The sequence below is a fragment of the Planctobacterium marinum genome (genome assembly GCF_036322805.1).
In the GTDB taxonomy this organism is placed as follows: domain Bacteria; phylum Pseudomonadota; class Gammaproteobacteria; order Enterobacterales; family Alteromonadaceae; genus Planctobacterium; species Planctobacterium marinum_A.
In genome coordinates, this window is the sequence record NZ_AP027272.1 from 4,143,663 (window position 1) to 4,162,565 (window position 18,903).

Annotated in this window: 10 protein-coding genes; all 10 read right to left on the reverse strand. The window is 46.7% G+C overall.

The features are described from left to right. The 10 genes from AABA75_RS18265 to AABA75_RS18310 are packed head-to-tail and all read right to left on the reverse strand — an operon-like array spanning position 1 to position 18,701. Positions 1-3,264: an STY4851/ECs_5259 family protein gene (locus AABA75_RS18265; protein WP_338294167.1), complete on the reverse strand. Its 3,264-nt coding sequence runs from the start codon at positions 3,262-3,264 to the stop codon at positions 1-3. 56 nt (positions 3,265-3,320) lie between these two features. Further along, positions 3,321-4,247: a hypothetical protein gene (locus AABA75_RS18270; RefSeq protein WP_338294168.1), complete on the reverse strand. Its 927-nt coding sequence runs from the start codon at positions 4,245-4,247 to the stop codon at positions 3,321-3,323. Then, complete coding sequence (locus AABA75_RS18275; RefSeq protein WP_338294169.1) at positions 4,247-5,890, reverse strand: AAA family ATPase; 1,644 nt, start codon at positions 5,888-5,890, stop codon at positions 4,247-4,249. The genes AABA75_RS18270 and AABA75_RS18275 overlap by 1 nt, the downstream gene beginning before the upstream one ends. Next, positions 5,887-6,750, reverse strand: a complete 864-nt coding sequence (locus AABA75_RS18280; RefSeq protein WP_338294170.1) for a hypothetical protein — start codon at positions 6,748-6,750, stop codon at positions 5,887-5,889. Before AABA75_RS18280 ends, AABA75_RS18275 begins: the two co-directional genes overlap by 4 nt. Then, positions 6,747-9,008 (reverse strand): AAA family ATPase, encoded by a 2,262-nt coding sequence (locus AABA75_RS18285; protein WP_338294171.1) that lies wholly within the window; start codon positions 9,006-9,008, stop codon positions 6,747-6,749. The genes AABA75_RS18280 and AABA75_RS18285 overlap by 4 nt, the downstream gene beginning before the upstream one ends. A gap of 9 nt (positions 9,009-9,017) precedes the next feature. Further along, positions 9,018-10,166, reverse strand: coding sequence for a restriction endonuclease subunit S (locus tag AABA75_RS18290; protein WP_338294172.1), 1,149 nt, complete (start codon positions 10,164-10,166; stop codon positions 9,018-9,020). After that, positions 10,163-11,785 (reverse strand): type I restriction-modification system subunit M, encoded by a 1,623-nt coding sequence (locus tag AABA75_RS18295; protein ID WP_338294173.1) that lies wholly within the window; start codon positions 11,783-11,785, stop codon positions 10,163-10,165. Before AABA75_RS18295 ends, AABA75_RS18290 begins: the two co-directional genes overlap by 4 nt. 12 nt (positions 11,786-11,797) lie before the next feature. Further along, positions 11,798-13,738, reverse strand: a complete 1,941-nt coding sequence (gene rmuC / locus AABA75_RS18300) for a DNA recombination protein RmuC (RefSeq protein WP_338294174.1) — start codon at positions 13,736-13,738, stop codon at positions 11,798-11,800. A 2-nt stretch (positions 13,739-13,740) separates the two neighbouring features. Next, on the reverse strand, positions 13,741-17,142 hold the full coding sequence (locus AABA75_RS18305) for a DEAD/DEAH box helicase family protein (protein WP_338294175.1): 3,402 nt from the start codon (positions 17,140-17,142) through the stop codon (positions 13,741-13,743). Between the two features lie 59 nt (positions 17,143-17,201). Next, positions 17,202-18,701: a sigma-54 interaction domain-containing protein gene (locus AABA75_RS18310; protein ID WP_338294176.1), complete on the reverse strand. Its 1,500-nt coding sequence runs from the start codon at positions 18,699-18,701 to the stop codon at positions 17,202-17,204. Positions 18,702-18,903: the final 202 nt, after the last annotated feature.

Here is an 18,903-nt window from a genome sequence, read left to right on the forward strand (position 1 = left end):
TCAATACTCCTTAAAGAAACTCAGTGCACATTGGAACACAGGGTTAAACCAATCACGGTCGAACTCCATAAGCTGCCGCAGCAGAAAATAGTTCACGTGGTTAGTGCCCAAAAGCTCCTGCCAGCCTGCTTTACCCATCACCACTGCCGCCGCTGCAATCGGGAAATACATAACAGCGGTTTGAAATTCATGTGGTACGTCAAACGAAGCCATTTCTTTGAAATTTATTAAAACAGCGCGTTGAAGTGCGGCCCCATAATGTTGCGGCCAGCGGACTTTTACATCGGCACTATGACGTAAAAGATCGTCTTTCCAGGTATTGATCAAAATGGGATACATGGCTTTGTTCTTGCTATCGACTGAGAACAACTCTGGCAATGACATAAAACCGGTTATCGCATCTGTTTTATCCTGCAAGTATTTTGCTACTAATGGCTCTGGGAAGCCCAATTTTTCCAGATAGACTTTGTAACGCTTTTGGGCTTCATTCCAGTAATCCAGCGGTATTAGCTCCCAAACCACATTGCATTGTGTTTGTAACACCTCTAACACTCTTTCAACTGCTTGTTTGGTAGCAAACGGCAGAAGAGATAGACAGCCTTTGTGCTTTGACAGCGCTTTCCAGGCTTCAAATGTGGCAAGGGGGAGATGCGCGTAACTCTCAAGCAATTTATCCAGGTATCGCCAGCCAGAGTGCTCAAGGTTAGTTGCCATTGCATCTAAAACTGGCGTAAAAGCATCGGTGTTGTGAACAGGGTGATAATGCTGCGCCGCTTTTTCCAGCGAACGTACTTCCCCTGATAACACCGTTGACTCGGTAGGGGGGATAAATATTGCCCTAAAATAAATCGCTGATGCTCTCTGTGGCACTGCAAGTTTTGGTGTGGCGCGACGTTGCGGCAACTCAAATTCACCTATTGGCGCGCCGTTTGATAACCGCTGAGCAAGTACTTCCGGCTTTTCATTTGGGTCAGCTAAGTTAATTACCTCTAGCTTTAGATCTGAGAAATCCCTCACCTCATCACTACTGAATACTAAAGAGTCAAAAGCGACCTTCCCTGATGCAGCATTCCAGCCAACGGTATATTGTTTTAGCACAGTACCCTGACTGCTAATGACCATTCTTACTACTTCATCAAGTTCATTATTTTGAGCCGTGGCCAGCAGTTCTTTTATTTTGTCTCGCAGCTCAAATAGGCTAACTTCCTCTGCGCTTTTATGGACATCGTAATGAAACACATAGGATGGATTATCCCTGGACGATGTAGGCGCTTTAAGCTCTATATCAAACTCCGTTCTAGGCTTATTGGGTGCTTTAAACAACATCGCACGAACGCCTAGTAACTCATCAATCGCACAATGACGAGGCAATGCTTTTCCATTTTCATCAAACACCAGTGCGCCACGACTGGGAAACGGAATAGTCAGTGAAATCGGCTCTGCCAATAAGTTGGCTTGTACCTGCAATACAATGTGGATAGGTGGAATACCATCAGCACTGAGCGTAATATGTTTAGTCTGGTTCACTGACCGTGTCTTCGTATTAACTTCAGAGTCAACGTTGTAAATAAAGGCTTTTTCACTCGCAATTGACACACTGCCGGTAACCGGGCTTTGTCCTGGCTGCAACGCAATCTCAAAATCATTTGGCAGTATCGCAATTTTTCGTCGATAAAGAGTTTTTCCCTCAGCTTTTACCCGTAACACTTGTCGACCAAAGAGTTCTGCCGAATGCCTTGCGTTTCCTACCTCATTGTCACCGATGAAAATACGGGCTTCAGGATGATGGCAGGTAATGCGAGGCACGCCTCTGTACACCGGATACCCTCCCTGACTAGGAAATTCTATTTGCTCGCCCTTTATCTCCAGGCTTTCACTACTGAAACTGTCTTCTTTGTTTGATAGGTGATAGGTGTCACTATCTTCTGCGTTGGTATAGCGAATAATAAGTTCACCGGAAAACCCAACCCGACGATAGCCCTCGTACTGCACGTAGTCGATTACTGTGGCGTCTTTACTGTCAACCTGTGCATCAGCAGGTAACAGTACCGCCAGGCTTTCGGCTTTCTGGCTCACACTGCCACAGCCTATCACCTCATATTCCTCATTTTTCTGTGCAAGCAGTACGGGCATGTCATCTAGTGGCAAGGAGGAAGCGGGGATTTCTTCAACATAACTCACCTTCCCTGCCTGCATGACTACAATGGAAAGCGGCACCTCATACTGTTCGCGCCGAACAAACACCTCCGTTTTACGCATCTGCAACGTAGTGCAGTTGTCACTTATCTCAGCCCGGGCCATCCCAAAATCGGCAATTTGTGTCTTCCCTTCAAACACCAAGACTTCAACAATAGGTGCTGCTAAATCTTTGCGGGTCAGCGGAATAGCAAATTTCTTACTGATACGAATACTGGATGAAAACGATAATTCACTGGAATGGCTTAGCCATTGGTACAGCTTTAAACGCTGCTGTTCACGTTTTTTATCTTTACGCTGAGCCGCCGCCGAGTTAAGTAAGCCTGTTAAAAATTTATCCCCAGTTTCTGTATCCAATGGGATAGGAAAGCTAACGCGCCAGTTTTTTACCATTGAATCGAGATGCTCTGCAGGCGCAATTTGCTCTTCTAGACTATATGTATCAATCAGGGCATACAGGTTACCAACCATATCGTGCAACAAGGTAACGGTGCTGTCAGAGTGAAACGCATCAGGCATCATCTGCAATTGCTGTTTAATTAAGGGGATCGGGGAAACACCAAAGGACTTTGCACAGTCAAACTCCACCAGCAACTTCCTGAAAAGTGCCAGGAACCGGCCTCCCTCGGCGGCCAGCAACGAGAAGGGTAATCCACCTTCACTAAACAATGACCCAAGATAATCGTTTCGGTTGCTGTCATAGCGATTGACAGGGCGCTTCCAATAGGCAAGACCTTTGATCACCACATCGGCGCGCTTGTACGGATCTAACTCAAATCCTAATGAATGAAATATACCAGACCAAGACCAAGCAGACTGGTATTCACGCCGGTACCATTCAGCACCAAACAAACAAAATGCGGCGCACCAGTGTGCGTTTTTCAACGATGCGGAATTGGGCGGACTTTCCTGCAGGAGGGATCGCAATCTGGCGCAGGTATCAGCGCTTAGCTGATAGGTAAACAAGGGGGAACCATTGGGCTCTGGCAATTCCCGCTGGTGCAACAGCGACTTTATAAATCCGCTGACCGTATTACCCTCACCTAAAACACCATCGATATTGTACATACTCCCTCCTGACTGCTTATTCCTTCAATCATTATTTTTGTTTATTACAAATTGCGCTAAGCGCTCGATATGACCTCAAAGCAATTTTGCTCAATAAATTGCCGCCATTTTTTCTGATAGATCTCAGGCTTCATCAATATCGCTTCATCGGTATGCGATTCATCGCCAGACACACTAATGCCATGCCCGGTTATCACACCACCATGTTCCGTCAAAATACAACGATTATGAAAAACATCGTTGTTTACAGTCTCTCTTAGCTCGAATACTTCGAGCTGTAGATTGGATACATCACCCGTCAGACCCTGAAGTATCTGCTGCCTAACGTGATCAGCGGATGGGCTACCATTACCACTGTTACCGCTACCGCGCTTTTCTTTATAAAACAGCACAATCGCCGGCAAACCCTCAGAAACACGATTGTTTGTGATGGACTGAAGCATAAACTGAAGAAAATTAATGGCCTCAGCAGTCCACCCAAAGGGATCAATAATTACGATTTTCTCATCCGCAAGCCGAATAAGATTCACGACAGCGGCAAGCAATCCCTCATTCGTGCGCAAAACATTTACCTGACCCGGATGATTCCAGATGCTTCCTTGTGAATACATCGAGGCTGGTGTGACATTGTTTCCCTCTTGGATCTCAGCTGAAGATAAGATCACATCAAAGGGAGTTCTGCGATTCTCAACGATAGCGGCTTCTGCCCACTCAGCAGTATTCTGAACTTGAGCATCTCGCACAACGATTGACTCAACGACTTTAAGAACTATCTCGGTGTAACGCTGCCCGGCCAATGACTGCTCATCCTGCGGGCTATGCTGTAGTAAATAACTACGAAGTTTAGACGCCTTTTTCTTTGGAAAGCTGCTTACAATCCGGGGAGTGCCTAAGCCATATTCTCTAAGAAACTCAGCGTAATCACGATCATTTGATGCCCACGAAGTTAACACCGCTGGCTCAAGTGCATACTCGTAGATCATTACAAAAGCTCCTCACGACGCTCCACAAAGAAGCCCTGAGGCCAGCGATCAACAAATTCACCATCCTCATCCACGCGGATGCGTTTGGTCACAACACCATTTTCGGTAGGTTCCAGATAAACGATTGAGACGTCGCCTTCCTCGATAGGCTGATAATTCTCTGGCAGCTCCTCATCTGTAGTCTGCCGTATACGCTTCAACAGGCGAAGAATGATATGTTCACTGTGCGTTTCAATCAGGAAGGAATGCTTTTGCTTAGCCCTAAGAAAAACATCGGCTAGCTCCACCTGAAAACGCGGATGAATGTGCAACTCTGGCTGCTCAACACTTATTAGCGCAATATCGTCATGATTTGCAGCGACCACTATGGGCAATACCTGCGATATCCCCGTTCCCAACTGGTTCGCTGACAGCAGAATGTTGGTACGCAATTCTTTAAAGAAAACATGGCGCTTGCTGAACAAGCCAAGATCACCCTGGTCACTGCCTGCGTCCATACTCTCTGCTATTGATTTGTTGATGATCTCATAGCCTGCATCAAGCTTATCGCTGGACGCGAACCACTCGCTTGTGTTTCTGATCAACTTTCTAATGGATTCGTCACTATTCGGGTCTTTATGCAGTAGATCCCAGGCAGCGGAACCGTCTACCCATTCCTTTTGCTCAGGATGAGGATTTGGAACGTAATCATTATCAGGCACCACACGAAGCGGGCCAATCTGAACACTTTTATCCAGATATTCCAGAAGCTTATCCAGGGGCAATACAAAAGCCTGGCTAAGAACTTCTCGTGTTACCAAATAATTAAAGTGCTCTTCCAGCTCATCAAAGTCCTGACCCACCAAGTTAGTGACAACAGGAACACCCAGCAAAGGGACAGCACCACTCCGACAGGCTAAAGCAATAGGTGCAATACGATTGACGAAGTCTGCTCCTGACAACTCTTTATCGGATACCGCAGCTGTAGAAGCAGGGTTAGGGTTCAATTGATTCAGTACTTGCTCAAACTCCGTGTGGTACTCATCAGCTTCTAAAGATTCCCTTTCATCAGCATCGCCATACTGGCTCTCCAGCCAATCGTCATTGTTGTGAGGCAAAAGCAATGGATGTTGCGTATTAAGTTCCCGAATCAGCGTGTTTTTCTGATCTTCTGATGAATGTATACATCCCACATAAACATCGTTTGCCCAAACACGATAATTCTTTACATACGCCTGTTTAAAACGTTCTGACCAGGCTATCTCAAACTCTATCGATCCAGACTCTATACTACCGCCGAAGTCATTCATCAAAACGTAGGAAACGTTTTGAATATGGTTTGCCATTTCATCGACATTCGCGCCATAGTAAACAAAGGGCGTTTTGCCCGCTGCATAATCCAGACGAATTCGAATGGTTTTCTTGAGTTCCTGCCCATGAACCAGTGCGCGGAATCCACCTATGGTCTTGTTACCCAAGGCATCCAGTTTTTGAGGATTGCAATGCCCCTTCTTCAAAATCTGTTGTACATAAGCCAGTGCCATCAAGACAGAACTTTTACCCACGCTGTTAGGCCCAAACAAAAGCGTTACAGGTGCGACGTGTATCGACTGCGTATCTTTAAACGATCGGAAATTAGTCAGGGATATTCGCGTGATTCTCATTCTACGTTTTCCATATTGATATCCTCATCTATTAACGCAGCAAACCCAACAGTCGGCTCTGCCAACAATGCCATCGTCATTACAAGCACGACCTTAGCCTGTGATCGGGTAAAGTGTTCACTCCCATGAGCGCCCAACTGACAAACATTTTTGAGTTGCTCACGAAGGCTCAGCAACCGCTCTATGGACGACATATCCTGCCGCTCTTTACTATGTGCTTTTGCATTGGCAGCAGAAGATTGCTTTTTATCATCCCGCACTTTTTCGATCTGCTCGATGATGTGACGACACTGCATGACGGCGTCCTTATAGTGTCCGGTTTCGATAAACTCCTGAGCCTTACTGATAATGCCGGTTAGTTCTTCAGACACATAAGGAAATGGCACTTCAAACAGTAAGGTTTGTCTGAATCCGGCACTTTTCAGCGCGTTAAGCCAATGCTCTCTGGGTACAACAACATCTGCCACATCGAAGCTAGTAAGCAGGCCATCACTCGATGTCGTTAAGGCCCTTAAGCCCACATTTAGCTTAAGGTCTCCTTCCAAGCGATAGTCTTCAATCGCGTTGACTTGCCCTTTAGTTAACACACACTCAAAATGAATCTGCTCACTGTTATTAGCGAAGCTGTGGCACTGAACCACTTGAGTCGATGATGGAACAGCGTTTAGTAATGGTCTGACGGGGTCGGACAGAGAAAGGCTCAGACTTATATCAAAAATACTGACAGGGGCACTGCATGCCGGACGGCTACCGCGCAAAGTGAAACTAAAGGCATACCCACCTGCCGCTTCGCGCCCGCTAACAATAAGCTGATCGAACTCAATGATGTAACTGCTATTGTTCCGTATAGATATCCTCATGATGTGACTTCCAGGTTGACAGCCAATTCATCCTGGTGGTTGCCATCCTCATTGCCAACTCCCATCATCATGTTGTAGTGACCTAACTGACGGGCCTTTTCGAAGACACTACGGAAGACACGAAGGTATGCCTCATTTGTTTGCTCGCCATGATTGATATAAAGGTCGTCATGAACTGAGTGAGAACCGTCATTGACCCAGGAAAACAGTGACTGGCAAATTAACTTGTCTCTCCCATCGAAGAGCGCACAAATTTCGTCTTTTCCCATTCCACCCCACATAGTGAAATAATTCTCAAGTATTCTTCGCAATGTATTTTGAAGGCTGACGCTGGAAATATTTTCTGCCTTCACGTCTTCCCACAATAGCTCATAGGCCGAACGAATTGGATTAGTGATGCAACGTTCAACAACAGAGCCCTGCTGAAGTTTCTTTACCAGCCAAAAACTTTCCTCATTAAGAGCTTTATCAGCGGGCCTGCTTCTGTTGTAACTAATTTCCTTATGAAAATAGACATTATGAGTCAACACAAATATTTGCTTGATCTGAGAGCTTTGGCTTCTTACCTCTTCCATCACGCCCTTAATAAGACTGCTTACGATGTAAAGAATGTCGCTGTCTAGCGACGATATGGGGTCATCAAAAACAACAACTCGGTTGGTTGTAATACCAGAGGGAGATTGAGCGCCCTTGATTAGGTAGTAGAAGTACAAAAAGGTGATAAAGGTTTTTTCGCCTTCGCTCAACGAACGGCTTGCATCCTCACCGTTGGCACGATTTATTCGATAGTGTCGGCCTTCATCCGCCTCTCCAATCGAAAAGGAAGTGAAGCCTAACTTCTGCAGCAAGTCGTTAATAGCAGCAATCGTTGGCTGGATGGATGTTGTTTGCTTTTCAAGTTCCTTTATTTGATCCTGCAGCCCACGAAGAAGTGCGTTCTTCTCTCTTAAACTTTGCTCCATACCTTCAATCGTTCTAGCAAGATGATCCTTGCTCTGTTGATACTGCTGTAAATCATCCGACAATTCATTCAATACGTAGCGCCAGACTTGCGCGATCAGGTTGCGCTTTTCAGTAGCAATATTCGCCACCATCTGGTTATGTTCATTAGTTGCTTCGTTGGCCTCGGCCAACAAGGACTGCAACTTCGTAACCAATGGCTCGATCGATTCAAGCTCAATCTTCCTGCTAGGCTCGTCAATCTTCTTGCTCAATATGGCCTGATTGCTTTTTAATCTTTCTGTAAGAGCCTGAGCTTCTGCGTTAAACAGGTCCTGTTTCAAAAATGGGTTATGAGCTTCCACACAACGCTGAATTGCAGCCAACAGCTGTTCGCTTGCACCCTTGTAGCTTACTTGTAGCTGCCTTAATGATTGAACGTCGTTGTCATAGGCTTCGCTAAAAAACGCTGTGAGATCATCCGCAAATTGTTTTTCCGTTGACTGTTGGCAGAAAGGACAGATTTCAGGCTCTTGCTCGTGATACTGACGCCCTTGTTTCACCCAGTCACTGTTACCAAGGCGATTAATCAGTGCCGCAATATCGACATCCTGATTACCGACAATCACCTTTTGCAGTAATGCATTTCCCTCTACGGACACAAGTTCGGCAGCAGAAAGGGTCTCAAGCGGAACAGCCCGTTCAAGTTCATTCGAGAAAATAGTTTGAGCCTTTTGTTTTAGTTCATCTAGCGACAGAAGCACAGCCGTGTTGGATGCTTGTTCCAACAATACCTTATCTTTGAATCGCTCTTTATTACCACGAACACTCGCTGCAGCGTAGGCTTCCTTGAAATAGGCATCGTGAAGCTCTTTTTGCTTCCAGCACTTATCCCTTAATACAGGCTCTAAATCTGAAAGCTCGTTTCGCTTGCCAGATTGACCATCTTCCCCATCCAATTGAATCTTTAGGCTTGATATTTGACCATTTACTTTATCTATCTCTGGACGTAAACGAGCAATTTCACGCTCGGCCTCAACCTGATTCTCGCCTAAAGTAAAAACGCCTTGTAGAGGCCCATCTTGGTTAAAGTTGCGATCAACAAAATCCCGGTTGTACACCATGCGCTCAAGTTCGCTACCACCTTGCCACACTAGCTGGCAGTGCTCGTGCCCTTGCTCTGCGGCAATCACACGGCTGATAGTCGTTTTTCCAGTGCCATTTGCGCCGAAAATATAATTAATCCGGCGGAGGTCATTGAGCCTTGCCAGATTCTGATAGGTCGCTATCTGCGGATAGATTTGGATTTCGTTGATCATGCTCTTTCCTTAGAGACCGCCTGAAAAGGCTTTTTGGCTAAGCGAACTAAAGCTCGCTATGGCCAAACCCGCTGAATGAACCTGAAGTAACTTACTATTTAGTAGCTTTTCGGCAATTACCTTAAACTTTCTCTGTTCCTCAATAGGAGGAAGTGGTAACTCAAAGTCTTTTATCATCCCTAAATTCAAGTTTTTCTGACGAACTCCCCTGCGCTGCCGTAAATATGTCTCTTTTGAAAACTCGATAAAACTATAAAACCATTCTATATCGAGTAACTCACCTGGGATTATATTTGCGCAAGCTTGGTTAGAGGCTGACGGCTCTCTTAAAATAGAAATTTTAAATGCAGCAGTATCATACATACCAACAAGCATCGATCCTTCAGGAAATATTTTTGCCGCGCTATTTTTTAAAGCCGTGTCAGTTATTTTTTCAATAGACCCGCTCAAATATCTATGGTTCAGCTCTCTTGCTGAGTACCAATTAATATCACCCTCAAAATAGTCTGAATTTTTACGAGAAGGAGTTCCCCCGCTTGCCCATGTTCCAAGCTCGCCAAATGTCTTAACATCCCACCCCTTCGGATTAGTCACCGGATCACCAAACATATCCAAAAACACGGCGCGGAGAAAATCGTCGGCGAGCTGGATGGTTTGCTGGCGTTTGCGGCGGATGGCGTCGGCTTTGTCGAGAATGGCGGCGATGCGCTCTTGTTCAGCTAAGGGTGGGAGTGGGATTTCGTAGTCCCAGAAAACTTTCATAGAAACGCGAGGCATCTTAGCCCCAGCCGTCTGCGAAGACACCCAATCAACAAATGTCTTTGATCTCAAAAAATAGGCAAGGTACTTTCGATCAAGAACCTGATCATTTGGTAGCATTGGTACAAGCTCAGTGGTGCCAATGCCTAACTCGTCAGGAAGGTATACTTTATTTAGGTATGGCCTCAGCTTTGAATAGAGAACGTATCGATTGTCGAACCAGTGGGTTGAACTGCCAGCTTCGCTTACAGGCGCATAATTACGCTTAAGTAAGCGTCCAGATTCAGACTCAATGTGATCAAGAGTTATCTGGAGCACATGATCTTCATCTATGCGCCCTATTTTTCTGAGTGGCTTGGCGGGTGCCACCTCTGAAAGCTTCGCTTTTGGCCAACTCACAGCATCGCCTCCAGCTCATCCAAATCAGCCATAATCTCGCTTTCGAGTGCCTTAAGCTTTTTTAGGATTTTTTTCGGGTCTTCGTATTGCTCCTCTTCATACACCACCTCTTTATAGCGGTTGATGGAAAGGTCAAATTTGTTGTCGGCGATGTCCTTGGCGTCGACCACAAACGCTTTCTGGGTTTTATCGCCAAAGGCTTTAACAATTTCTTTGATCGATGCGTTCTTTTCAACCAAGGCGCGATACTGCTTCCACTTAGCAATGGCGTCGGGCAGATCGTTGCTGCCTTCGCCCTTCAGCTCGTTACGCTTATCATCTAATGAATAACCATCAGCTTGCAGGTCGTAGAACCAGACGCGCTCGGTAGTGCCACCCTTGGTAAACATCAGAATCGCGGTGCTGACACCGGCGTAGGGTTTAAAGACACCACTGGGCAGGCTAACAATGCCCTCTAGCTGGTTGTTTTCTATCAGCTCCTGGCGCAATTGTTGGTGCGCTTTAGAAGAGCCAAACAGCACGCCATCTGGTACGATCACCGCGGCACGACCACCGAGCTTGAGCGCACGTAAAATGTGAGCTACAAACAGCAGCTCGGTTTTTTTGGTTTTGACCAGCCCGAGAACATCCGGGTTGGTATTGGTTTCATCCAGGCTGCCCTTGAAAGGCGGATTGGCGAGGATCACATCGAAGAAGTCTTCTTCCTGCTTAGGAAAGTTTTCTTTAATGGATTTACTTAAAGAGTCCTGATAGAGAATATTCGCGCCATTCACCCCGTGCAGGGCCATGTTCATGCTACTGACGCGAAGCATGGTGGTATCGAAGTCGAAGCCCCAGAACATATTTTTGTTGATGTGGTCGCGGTAAGGTTCTAACAGGTCTCCGGTGTGGTGTTTGTTGCCTTCTTCATCTTCAAAAATACCTGCCTCACTGGAATGTACACGGTTAAGGTACTCCATGGTGCGGGCGAGAAATCCAGCCGTGCCACAAGCCGGGTCGCAGATGCTCTCGGTTGGCTGCGGATCGATCAGTTCGATCATGGCATCGATGATGTGTCGTGGGGTTCGGAACTGGCCGTTAATGCCTGCGGTGGTGAGCTTACTCAGCAGGTATTCGTAGATATCGCCCTTTACATCGCTTTGGGTGAGCGGCAGCTCGTCCACCATTTCAACGGCGCTGACCAGTACCGATTCGTTTTTGATTTCGAGATCAGCATCTTGCATGTATTCGCCGATATGGCCTAACGCCTCAATGGCGCTGCCATCACTGCCTAGCCCATCCTGCTCGTCCGACTTCTTACCCAGTTTGGCAAAGTAAGGGAAGACGTTTTGCTTCAGGTGTTTGTGCAGCTCCTTCCCGCTGAGGTTTTTAAAATTCTTCCAGCGCAGCAATTGGCCTTCTGGGGTATTGGGAAACAGGCGGTCGAAGTCTTTGCCCCCTTTTCCTTGCTTCTGAAGAGCATTCGCTTTGCGCTCTGCCATGTCTTCCTGCATGTCGAGCATGCGGGCAAACATCAGGTAGCTGATCTGCTCGATCACCGTTAATGGGTTGGTGATACCGCCGGTCCAGAACTTTTCCCAGAGCTTGTCGATATCGTTACGTATTTTACCTGTTAGCATTCGTTACTTCTCTTAATTGCTTTCTGTCACTTTGGATTCGGTTGATGTTGCAAGTGCAACTTCTTCATGGGCGTCGTCATCCACTTCATAAGGGTTAGGTGATTGCAGTGCCGGAGCCTTGTTATTTTCTTCATCTTTTTCTTCGGGAAGTTCTTCAAGGTCTGGAATGGGCTCGACAATCAGGCCTAAGCGCTCTGCCTCAAAGTCCACATGAGATGTCTCCAGCTGTGGCAGGCTTTTGGTGACTTTGGCCGATAGCTGACTAAAGCGGTCGACTTTGCCATACAGGCCCTGCTGGCCTGCCAACGCTGTGACAGTGTTATTGTAATGGTTACTGGCCGTGTTGAGGGTACCGCCCAATTTATGTAATCGTTCTGCTACCGTGCGCACCGAGTTATAGATATCTCCAGCCTTTTCACTGATTTCACGCGCTTCTGCGTTGCTACGCTCAATCATCCACAGGTTTGATACGGTGCGAAGAATAGGAATGAGTGTGGTGTGAGATACCAGCACTATGCCCTTTTTGTAACCGTACTCGAACAGATCCTTGTTGTTTTTGAGCGCTTCGATGTAGGCAGGCTCAATGGGCATAAACATCAGCACAAAGTTGGGGCTGCGCATGCCTACCAGGTTGGTGTAATCCTTCGACGCTAAGTCATCAATGTGTTTACGAACTGCCTTCACATGTTCAGACATGGCGATTTGGTATTCTTCAGGCGATTCGGCACTCACTGCCCTGTCGTAGGCGTTCAGCGTTACCTTACTGTCGATAATGATGTGTTTGCCATCAGGCAGTTTGATGAGGTAATCGGTTTGCTTCTGTTTGCCTTCGGCGTCTTTAAAGGCGTCCTGTACCGAATAGTGATCGTCTTCAATCAGACCACTCATTTCAAGCGTGCGGCGCAGCTGTGCTTCGCCCCAGGCTCCGCGCTGTTGCGAATCGCCTTTGAGTGCTGACGTCAGGTTATTAGCTTCGCTGCTCATTTGCAGGCCTATTTCCAGCACTTTCTTAATTTCAGCATTCAAATTGCTGTTGCCGCGAACCGACGATTCATGCACTTCATTAATGCGCTTCTGAAAACCCTCGATTTGCTCGCGGAATGGCTTAAGCATACTGTCGATGCTGGTTTGACTTGTTTGGCTAAACGTTTTGCCTTTCTCATCAAATATCTTATTAGCCAGATTTTCTAACTCTTTGGTCAGTGACTGCTTGGTCTCGCTTAATTGTTGCATTTGCTCTTTAAAGTGCTCTTCTTTGCGCTCCAGCGTGGTTTTCAGTTCAGTATGCTCATTACTAAGTGACTGATAGCGCTCCTGAAGCTGGGTATGGCGCTGCTGTACCTCCACGAGGTTCTGCTTGGCTTCCTTTAGTTGCTCACGTGCTTCAAAGTTGGACGATTCAAGCTCTTTGGCCTTTTTACCTTCCTGAGCCAATTCTTCTTTGAGCTGGCTTACTTGAGAACGTTCCTGCTGAATGTTCTGTTCCGCTTTTTCCAAGCGATTTCGTAAATCCTGAGATTGCTCTTTCAATGCACGATTATCAGCTTGGGCAGTTTCCAATTGCTTTTCGGTACTGTGATGTTGACCTTTAACCTCATCCAACGCACTTTGCTGAGATGCCAGCTGACCCTTCAGTTCTGTTACTGTGTCATTCAGGCGTTGTTCGGTGGATTGGGCTGCAGACTGAACACTATCCAGCCTTGTCTGCAACTTGCTTTCAGACAGGTCCTTGTCGTGTAAGGCTGCACCGAGCTGCTTAATGTCCTCTTGTTGCTTCTGGCTCTGCGTATTGGCCAATTCCAGGGCTTGCTCGGTCTGCTTCAACCGGCCGCTGAGTTCAGTGCTCTTGCGGCCCAGCAAGACCATCGCCAGCAGATATCCTAGCGCAGCAAACACCAAGCCTGCTAGCGAGGCGGTAATGATAAGTTCAGTTGTCCATTCCAGTGATTGCATGTTCACTCCTGCGTGCTTTCTGGCTGTGAACCCGATGACTTGGGTTCAGCCTTAATAAAGGGTTTCATAACAGTAATCAGCTCACCCACGTCATCCGGGGTAAATATGCCGTCAATTCCCTCGTGTGAGACGGAGGTAAATGGCGCATCGTATAGCTTTTCGACCACGATGGAGCCGTGCTGGGCGATGTAATTCTTCAGTAGGTTCATAAACCGCACCTGCTGGGCAGTGAGCGCTGGGTGGGCGTGCAGAAAGCTCTTGAAATGGTCTTCAATGGCTTGTGCATCCAGGCCGATAATTTCACGTACCGTAAGGTGTAATTGATCTGCCGTACGGCCATAGAATTCATTCAGCACCTCCAGGCTCACACCAGGGTGGCTGGTGAGTATGGTAGACGTCAGTGTTTTTAGTTCTGGCTCTGCGATGGGTTCCCCTTTGCGGATTTTCTGCAACGTTGTGTTGGCCGCTACCATTTGATCCAGAATATCCTTCAGCCTGCGGCGGTAGAGCATGGCCTCGTTGGCACCGGCGATCTTTACCTCACGTTCAGCTTCACGCACCCCGGAATCCCCTGTTCTCGTGGTGTCGGTCTCATAACCGGGGCCGGTTCGCTGCTGGCGATATTTCATAATGCCGCGCAACTCTTTGCGGGCTTTTTCTAACCTTTCGATATTAGGCGCTTGCCAAAAGTCGGCACTGCGTACTTCTTCAATAATTGCGTCTTTCTGGCGTACCGCCTGAATATTCACGGCCAGTTTGTCCATCTCAGCGAGCAGCAGATCTCTGCCATCATCAAAGCAACTCGCTTGTTCTACCAGGCAGCGCTCAATGGTAGCCATCAGCTTGTCCAACTGGGTTGCATGTTTGTCGCGCAGCACGCGAGCAGACATTAACGGTGCGATGCTATTGGCAAGCAGATGCTGGGTTTTCGCATCGAAATCCCTGAGCATATCGGTTTGCTGCAGCTGGTGCACGATACGCAATTCTCGCTTTACTGCAATGCTGGTGTCGGGCAAGTCATTAATGTCGGCCCGTAGTAAATTAATGGCCGTATCAAAAGCGGCAGCATGGTTTTGCTGTAATGCAGCCTGCGCCAGCTCAAGACGAGCCTCAAAGGTTGTTTGTAGTAAGGATTTACCGCCGGTGTCATCAGGCTCCTGATACTCCTCCTCGAAAAAGTCGAAGTTGCCATAATGGTCAAATATCATGAACTCGGTTTTATGCTTTCCTGGACCAAAGAGATTCGGGCGCAAGCGCGTGCCACGACCAATCATCTGCCAGAATTTCACCCAGCTTTTTACCGGCTTTGCAAACACCAGGTTGACGACTTCCGGAACGTCGATACCTGTATCGAGCATATCCACTGAAATAGCAATGCGAAAATCGTTATCGGATTTTTTGAATTCTTTAATCAGGCTCTCAACATGGGGAATCGCATTGTGGATGACCTTGCACACCTTGGTGCCATACTGGGGATAGAGCTTGCAGAACAGCTTTTCCAGGTGCTCAGCATGATCCTGACGCTGAGCGAAGATAATAGTTTTTCCAACCAAGGAGCCTGTCTCATCCTTGATGCCATTATTGACTAGATTTTCAAGGATTATGCGATCAGTATCTTCACTGAAGATCTTACGGCCAATGTCCTTGCCTGCAATAGTGGTATTGCGAGCTGCTTCTTCGCCTAGGTCTTCTTCTAGCTGACGTTTTTGTTCATCTGTAAGGTCGTTGTAATGAATACCATCACGAAGAAAGTCGGTAGTCAGGTCTTTCACTCGGAAGTCAACCAGGTAAGGTGGTTCGTTATTAATTGCCGCGTCCAAGCCAAATTCGAATGTCGGATCGGTGGTTTCGCAATCGAATATATCGAAGGTATTCCGACTAATGAATTTCACTGGGGTTGCGGTCAACCCCACTTGCAAAGCATCAAAGTAATCGAACAGATCGCGATACTTGTTGTAGATGCTGCGATGGGACTCATCGGCAATAATCAGATCGAAAAAGCCAACATCTAACTGAGCAAAGCGATTCATCATACCGGGATAGGTGGCAATATAAATTCGTGCACTTTGATCAATTTTATTTGTTTCACCAATAACGCAACGCGGTTCGGACGGCAGGTTTTGTTTAAAGGCATCATCGGCCTGTACGCGCAGCTCTTTTCGGTCACAAAGAAATAATGCACGCTTGGCCCAGCCAGTGCGCAAAAGAAGCTCAGCCAATGCTATGGCTACGCGAGTTTTACCTGTGCCAGTGGCCTGAATGATAAGTGCTTTGCGCCGCTGGCCTTGAAAGTGTGCCGCGACCGTTTTAATGGCTTCAATCTGGTAAGGTCGGTCAGCGATGCTGAGTTCTGGATTGAATTTTTCCAGCTCTGCCGCACGATAGTGGCGCTGATAAATCAGGTAATCCAGACTGTCTTTACTGTAAAAACCGTAAACTGGCCGGTAGGTGTTGTACTGGTGATCGTCCCAGATGAAGGTCTCGTAGCCGTTGGAATAGAAAATGACCGGGCGTTGGTAGCCCATGTGCTCAAAGGCATCGGCATATAGCCGGGCTTGTTCTCGACCGGCCTGTAGGTTGGTATTGCCGGATTTCTTCGCCTCAATTACAGCAAGTGGATGACCGTTATCGCCCCAGAGCACGTAATCCACATAGCCCTTACCGCTTGGGTTGTTGGGAAACTGTACTTCAACTTCCTGGCCGACCTGATCGGGATTCTGAATATCCCAACCAGCTTGCAACAACATGGCATCGATCAACAAGACGCGTGTTTTAGCTTCGTTCCATTGTAGGCTGTCGGCCACGTGCTGACTCTGCTGCTGGCGTTTTTGCTGATCTGCCTTGGCAGGCTGCTCCAGCCTTTCGATGTTTCTGGTGCGCTCACGCTCCAGTTGTTCCATGACTTTTTCAAGCTCTTCTTGCTGCTTTTGCAATTCCTTCTCGTAGCTTGAAACGGATTTCTGTAGCTGATTTAAGGATGCCGTTGGATCTTTTACATCAACAAATGTGGCGATTTGTTCCTTCTTTTTGCCGTAATACTTAATACCCATGTACATAGCCAACTGGTGCGCTGTTCCCAATGCCATATGTGCATTACGTAATTCACCCTCTGCGCCGTGGGCGGCGTCATTGCCTTGAATACGCAAAAAGTTGATCTGATGAATCAGTGATTTGCTAACGCAATCCTCAAAAACCGGACTTTTGATCAGCTCATAGAAGCTGGACTGCGGCATACGCGGCAGCAACTCTTCCTTATAGATGGCCTTGGTCAGCTCTTCAGCAAAACTGCGTAAACGGGTCAAAGTACTCCCCGGATCGATATGCAATACCGCCTCGGCCAAACCAGCAAGGTTAGCAAGTAGGTCATTCTCGGGTCTCAAGAATTCGAAGTTCACTGATTTCATAAAAATTATTCTGTCCATAACAGCCTTATAGCGAAGGCTGTGCCAAGTTTAATGAGGCGCTAAGAAATTCCGTATTTTTCCATCCAATTGTTTAATGTCTGGTAATTTTTCAGTCCTAAAAGTTGTGCTGCCCTTGTTTTGTTCTGCCCCGTATGTTCCAGCGCCTTGCGGATATAAACAGACACCAATTCAGAGATTATTTCTTGAATATCAACGCCTTGTGAGACATCCATAGCCATTAGGTCCGTCTTCCCTCTTGGAATTTCAAACATTGCCAGCTGTAAATCTTCCGCAGAAATATCCTTGCCCTTGCACCAAAGAGCTGCCCGTAACAATGTGGAGTATAATTCTCGAACATTGCCTTTCCATGGCTGCTTTAAAATAAGATTTTTTGCGTCAGCAGAAATTTTCTTATGTTCAAGAGCTAGGTCTTTTTCACAAATTGCGGTGACTAAACTATCTGCCAATATCGAAAGATCTCCTTCACGTTCCCTCAACGGCGGCAAATGTAGTGTGCCAACAGCGATGCGGTAAAAAAGGTCTTCTCTGAAGTTACCATTTGCAACTTCATGCAAAAGATTGCGATGAGTAGCTGTGATAAGCCTGACATTTACCTGGTGCTCTTTCTCACCGCCAACTGGCACAAAAACTTTTTCCTGTAATACCCTCAATAAGCGCACCTGTACATGAGGTTGTAACTCCCCAAATTCATCCAAAAACAAGGTGCCGCCATGAGCTTGTTCAAATACCCCTGGTTTATCTGTTATGGCCCCTGTAAAAGCACCTTTTTTGTGTCCAAACAGCACTGAATCGACTAATTCAGGCGAGATTGCACCACAATTTAATGGGACAAAAGACTTGTCCCGCCGGTTACTTGCGTTATGAATCGCCCGGGCGAAAAGTTCTTTTCCTGTTCCTGTTTCTCCCAGAATCAGAACAGGAACATCACGTTCCGCCAATATTTGCGCCTGTGCTTTTAACTCCAGCATCCGTGGATTTTGAGTTATGATATTGTCAAATGCTGCGTTAACAGGTACCCCTGGCTCTGCCAACGTATTAAGTTTTTCACTGCCAATGTTTTTAGCCGCAGGCACGTACTCCGCTGCCAGCTCAAAGGGGACATTCACCTCCTGAACCCCTTCTTCTCTGGATGACTGGAAAAATTTAGATGGGTATCTGGTTTTTCCAAGCAGGATCCAAACAGCCTGCATTGCTGGTGTACCGGGACTTAATAAAATGGATAACTGACATTCCTCTGCCTGAAGCCTAGACAGGTGACGATTTGCCTGAAGATATATGTCGCCAAAATTAACCGGGGAAGACAACGGAGCGGCGTGCGCATTTACAGTAAAGCTGAACTTTTCCCGTAACCAGTTCAGGTAAGGCATTACCTGCCCTTGAGGGTAATCGTACAATAACTCTACACGCTCAAATTGTTTAGTATCGAGAGTAGCTGCTACTGGTCCAACGGAACAGTTCTTCTGGTCTGGACTAAGAATACCCTGTAGATCATTCCAACCAATCCAGCTAACTAAAGTATGGGCCTTAGTCTTGCTCATCCATGAACTCCAACGCGTCATTTATAGTTACATTTAAATATGCGGCACTTCTGCCAAAATGAATAAAAAACGACCTTAGCTACCGCGTATTTGTATAATTGGTGAGTAAATTCATTATCGAACATTACGCTTTTAAGTATAGTACAACTTCATATAAGCGCCATCGTTATTAGCAATAACCTTTCCCTTTAAGATTCATTTG

What these genes read in the sequence shown, in the direction of transcription:
- AABA75_RS18265 (WP_338294167.1), bottom strand. Translation starts at nt 3,264, where the DNA reads ATGTACAATATCGATGGTGTTTTAGGTGAGGGTAATACGGTCAGCGGA.
- AABA75_RS18270 (WP_338294168.1), bottom strand. Translation starts at nt 4,247, where the DNA reads ATGATCTACGAGTATGCACTTGAGCCAGCGGTGTTAACTTCGTGGGCA.
- AABA75_RS18275 (WP_338294169.1), bottom strand. Translation starts at nt 5,890, where the DNA reads ATGAGAATCACGCGAATATCCCTGACTAATTTCCGATCGTTTAAAGAT.
- AABA75_RS18280 (WP_338294170.1), bottom strand. Translation starts at nt 6,750, where the DNA reads ATGAGGATATCTATACGGAACAATAGCAGTTACATCATTGAGTTCGAT.
- AABA75_RS18285 (WP_338294171.1), bottom strand. Translation starts at nt 9,008, where the DNA reads ATGATCAACGAAATCCAAATCTATCCGCAGATAGCGACCTATCAGAAT.
- AABA75_RS18295 (WP_338294173.1), bottom strand. Translation starts at nt 11,785, where the DNA reads ATGCTAACAGGTAAAATACGTAACGATATCGACAAGCTCTGGGAAAAG.
- rmuC (WP_338294174.1), bottom strand. Translation starts at nt 13,738, where the DNA reads ATGCAATCACTGGAATGGACAACTGAACTTATCATTACCGCCTCGCTA.
- AABA75_RS18305 (WP_338294175.1), bottom strand. Translation starts at nt 17,142, where the DNA reads ATGAAATCAGTGAACTTCGAATTCTTGAGACCCGAGAATGACCTACTT.
- AABA75_RS18310 (WP_338294176.1), bottom strand. Translation starts at nt 18,701, where the DNA reads ATGAGCAAGACTAAGGCCCATACTTTAGTTAGCTGGATTGGTTGGAAT.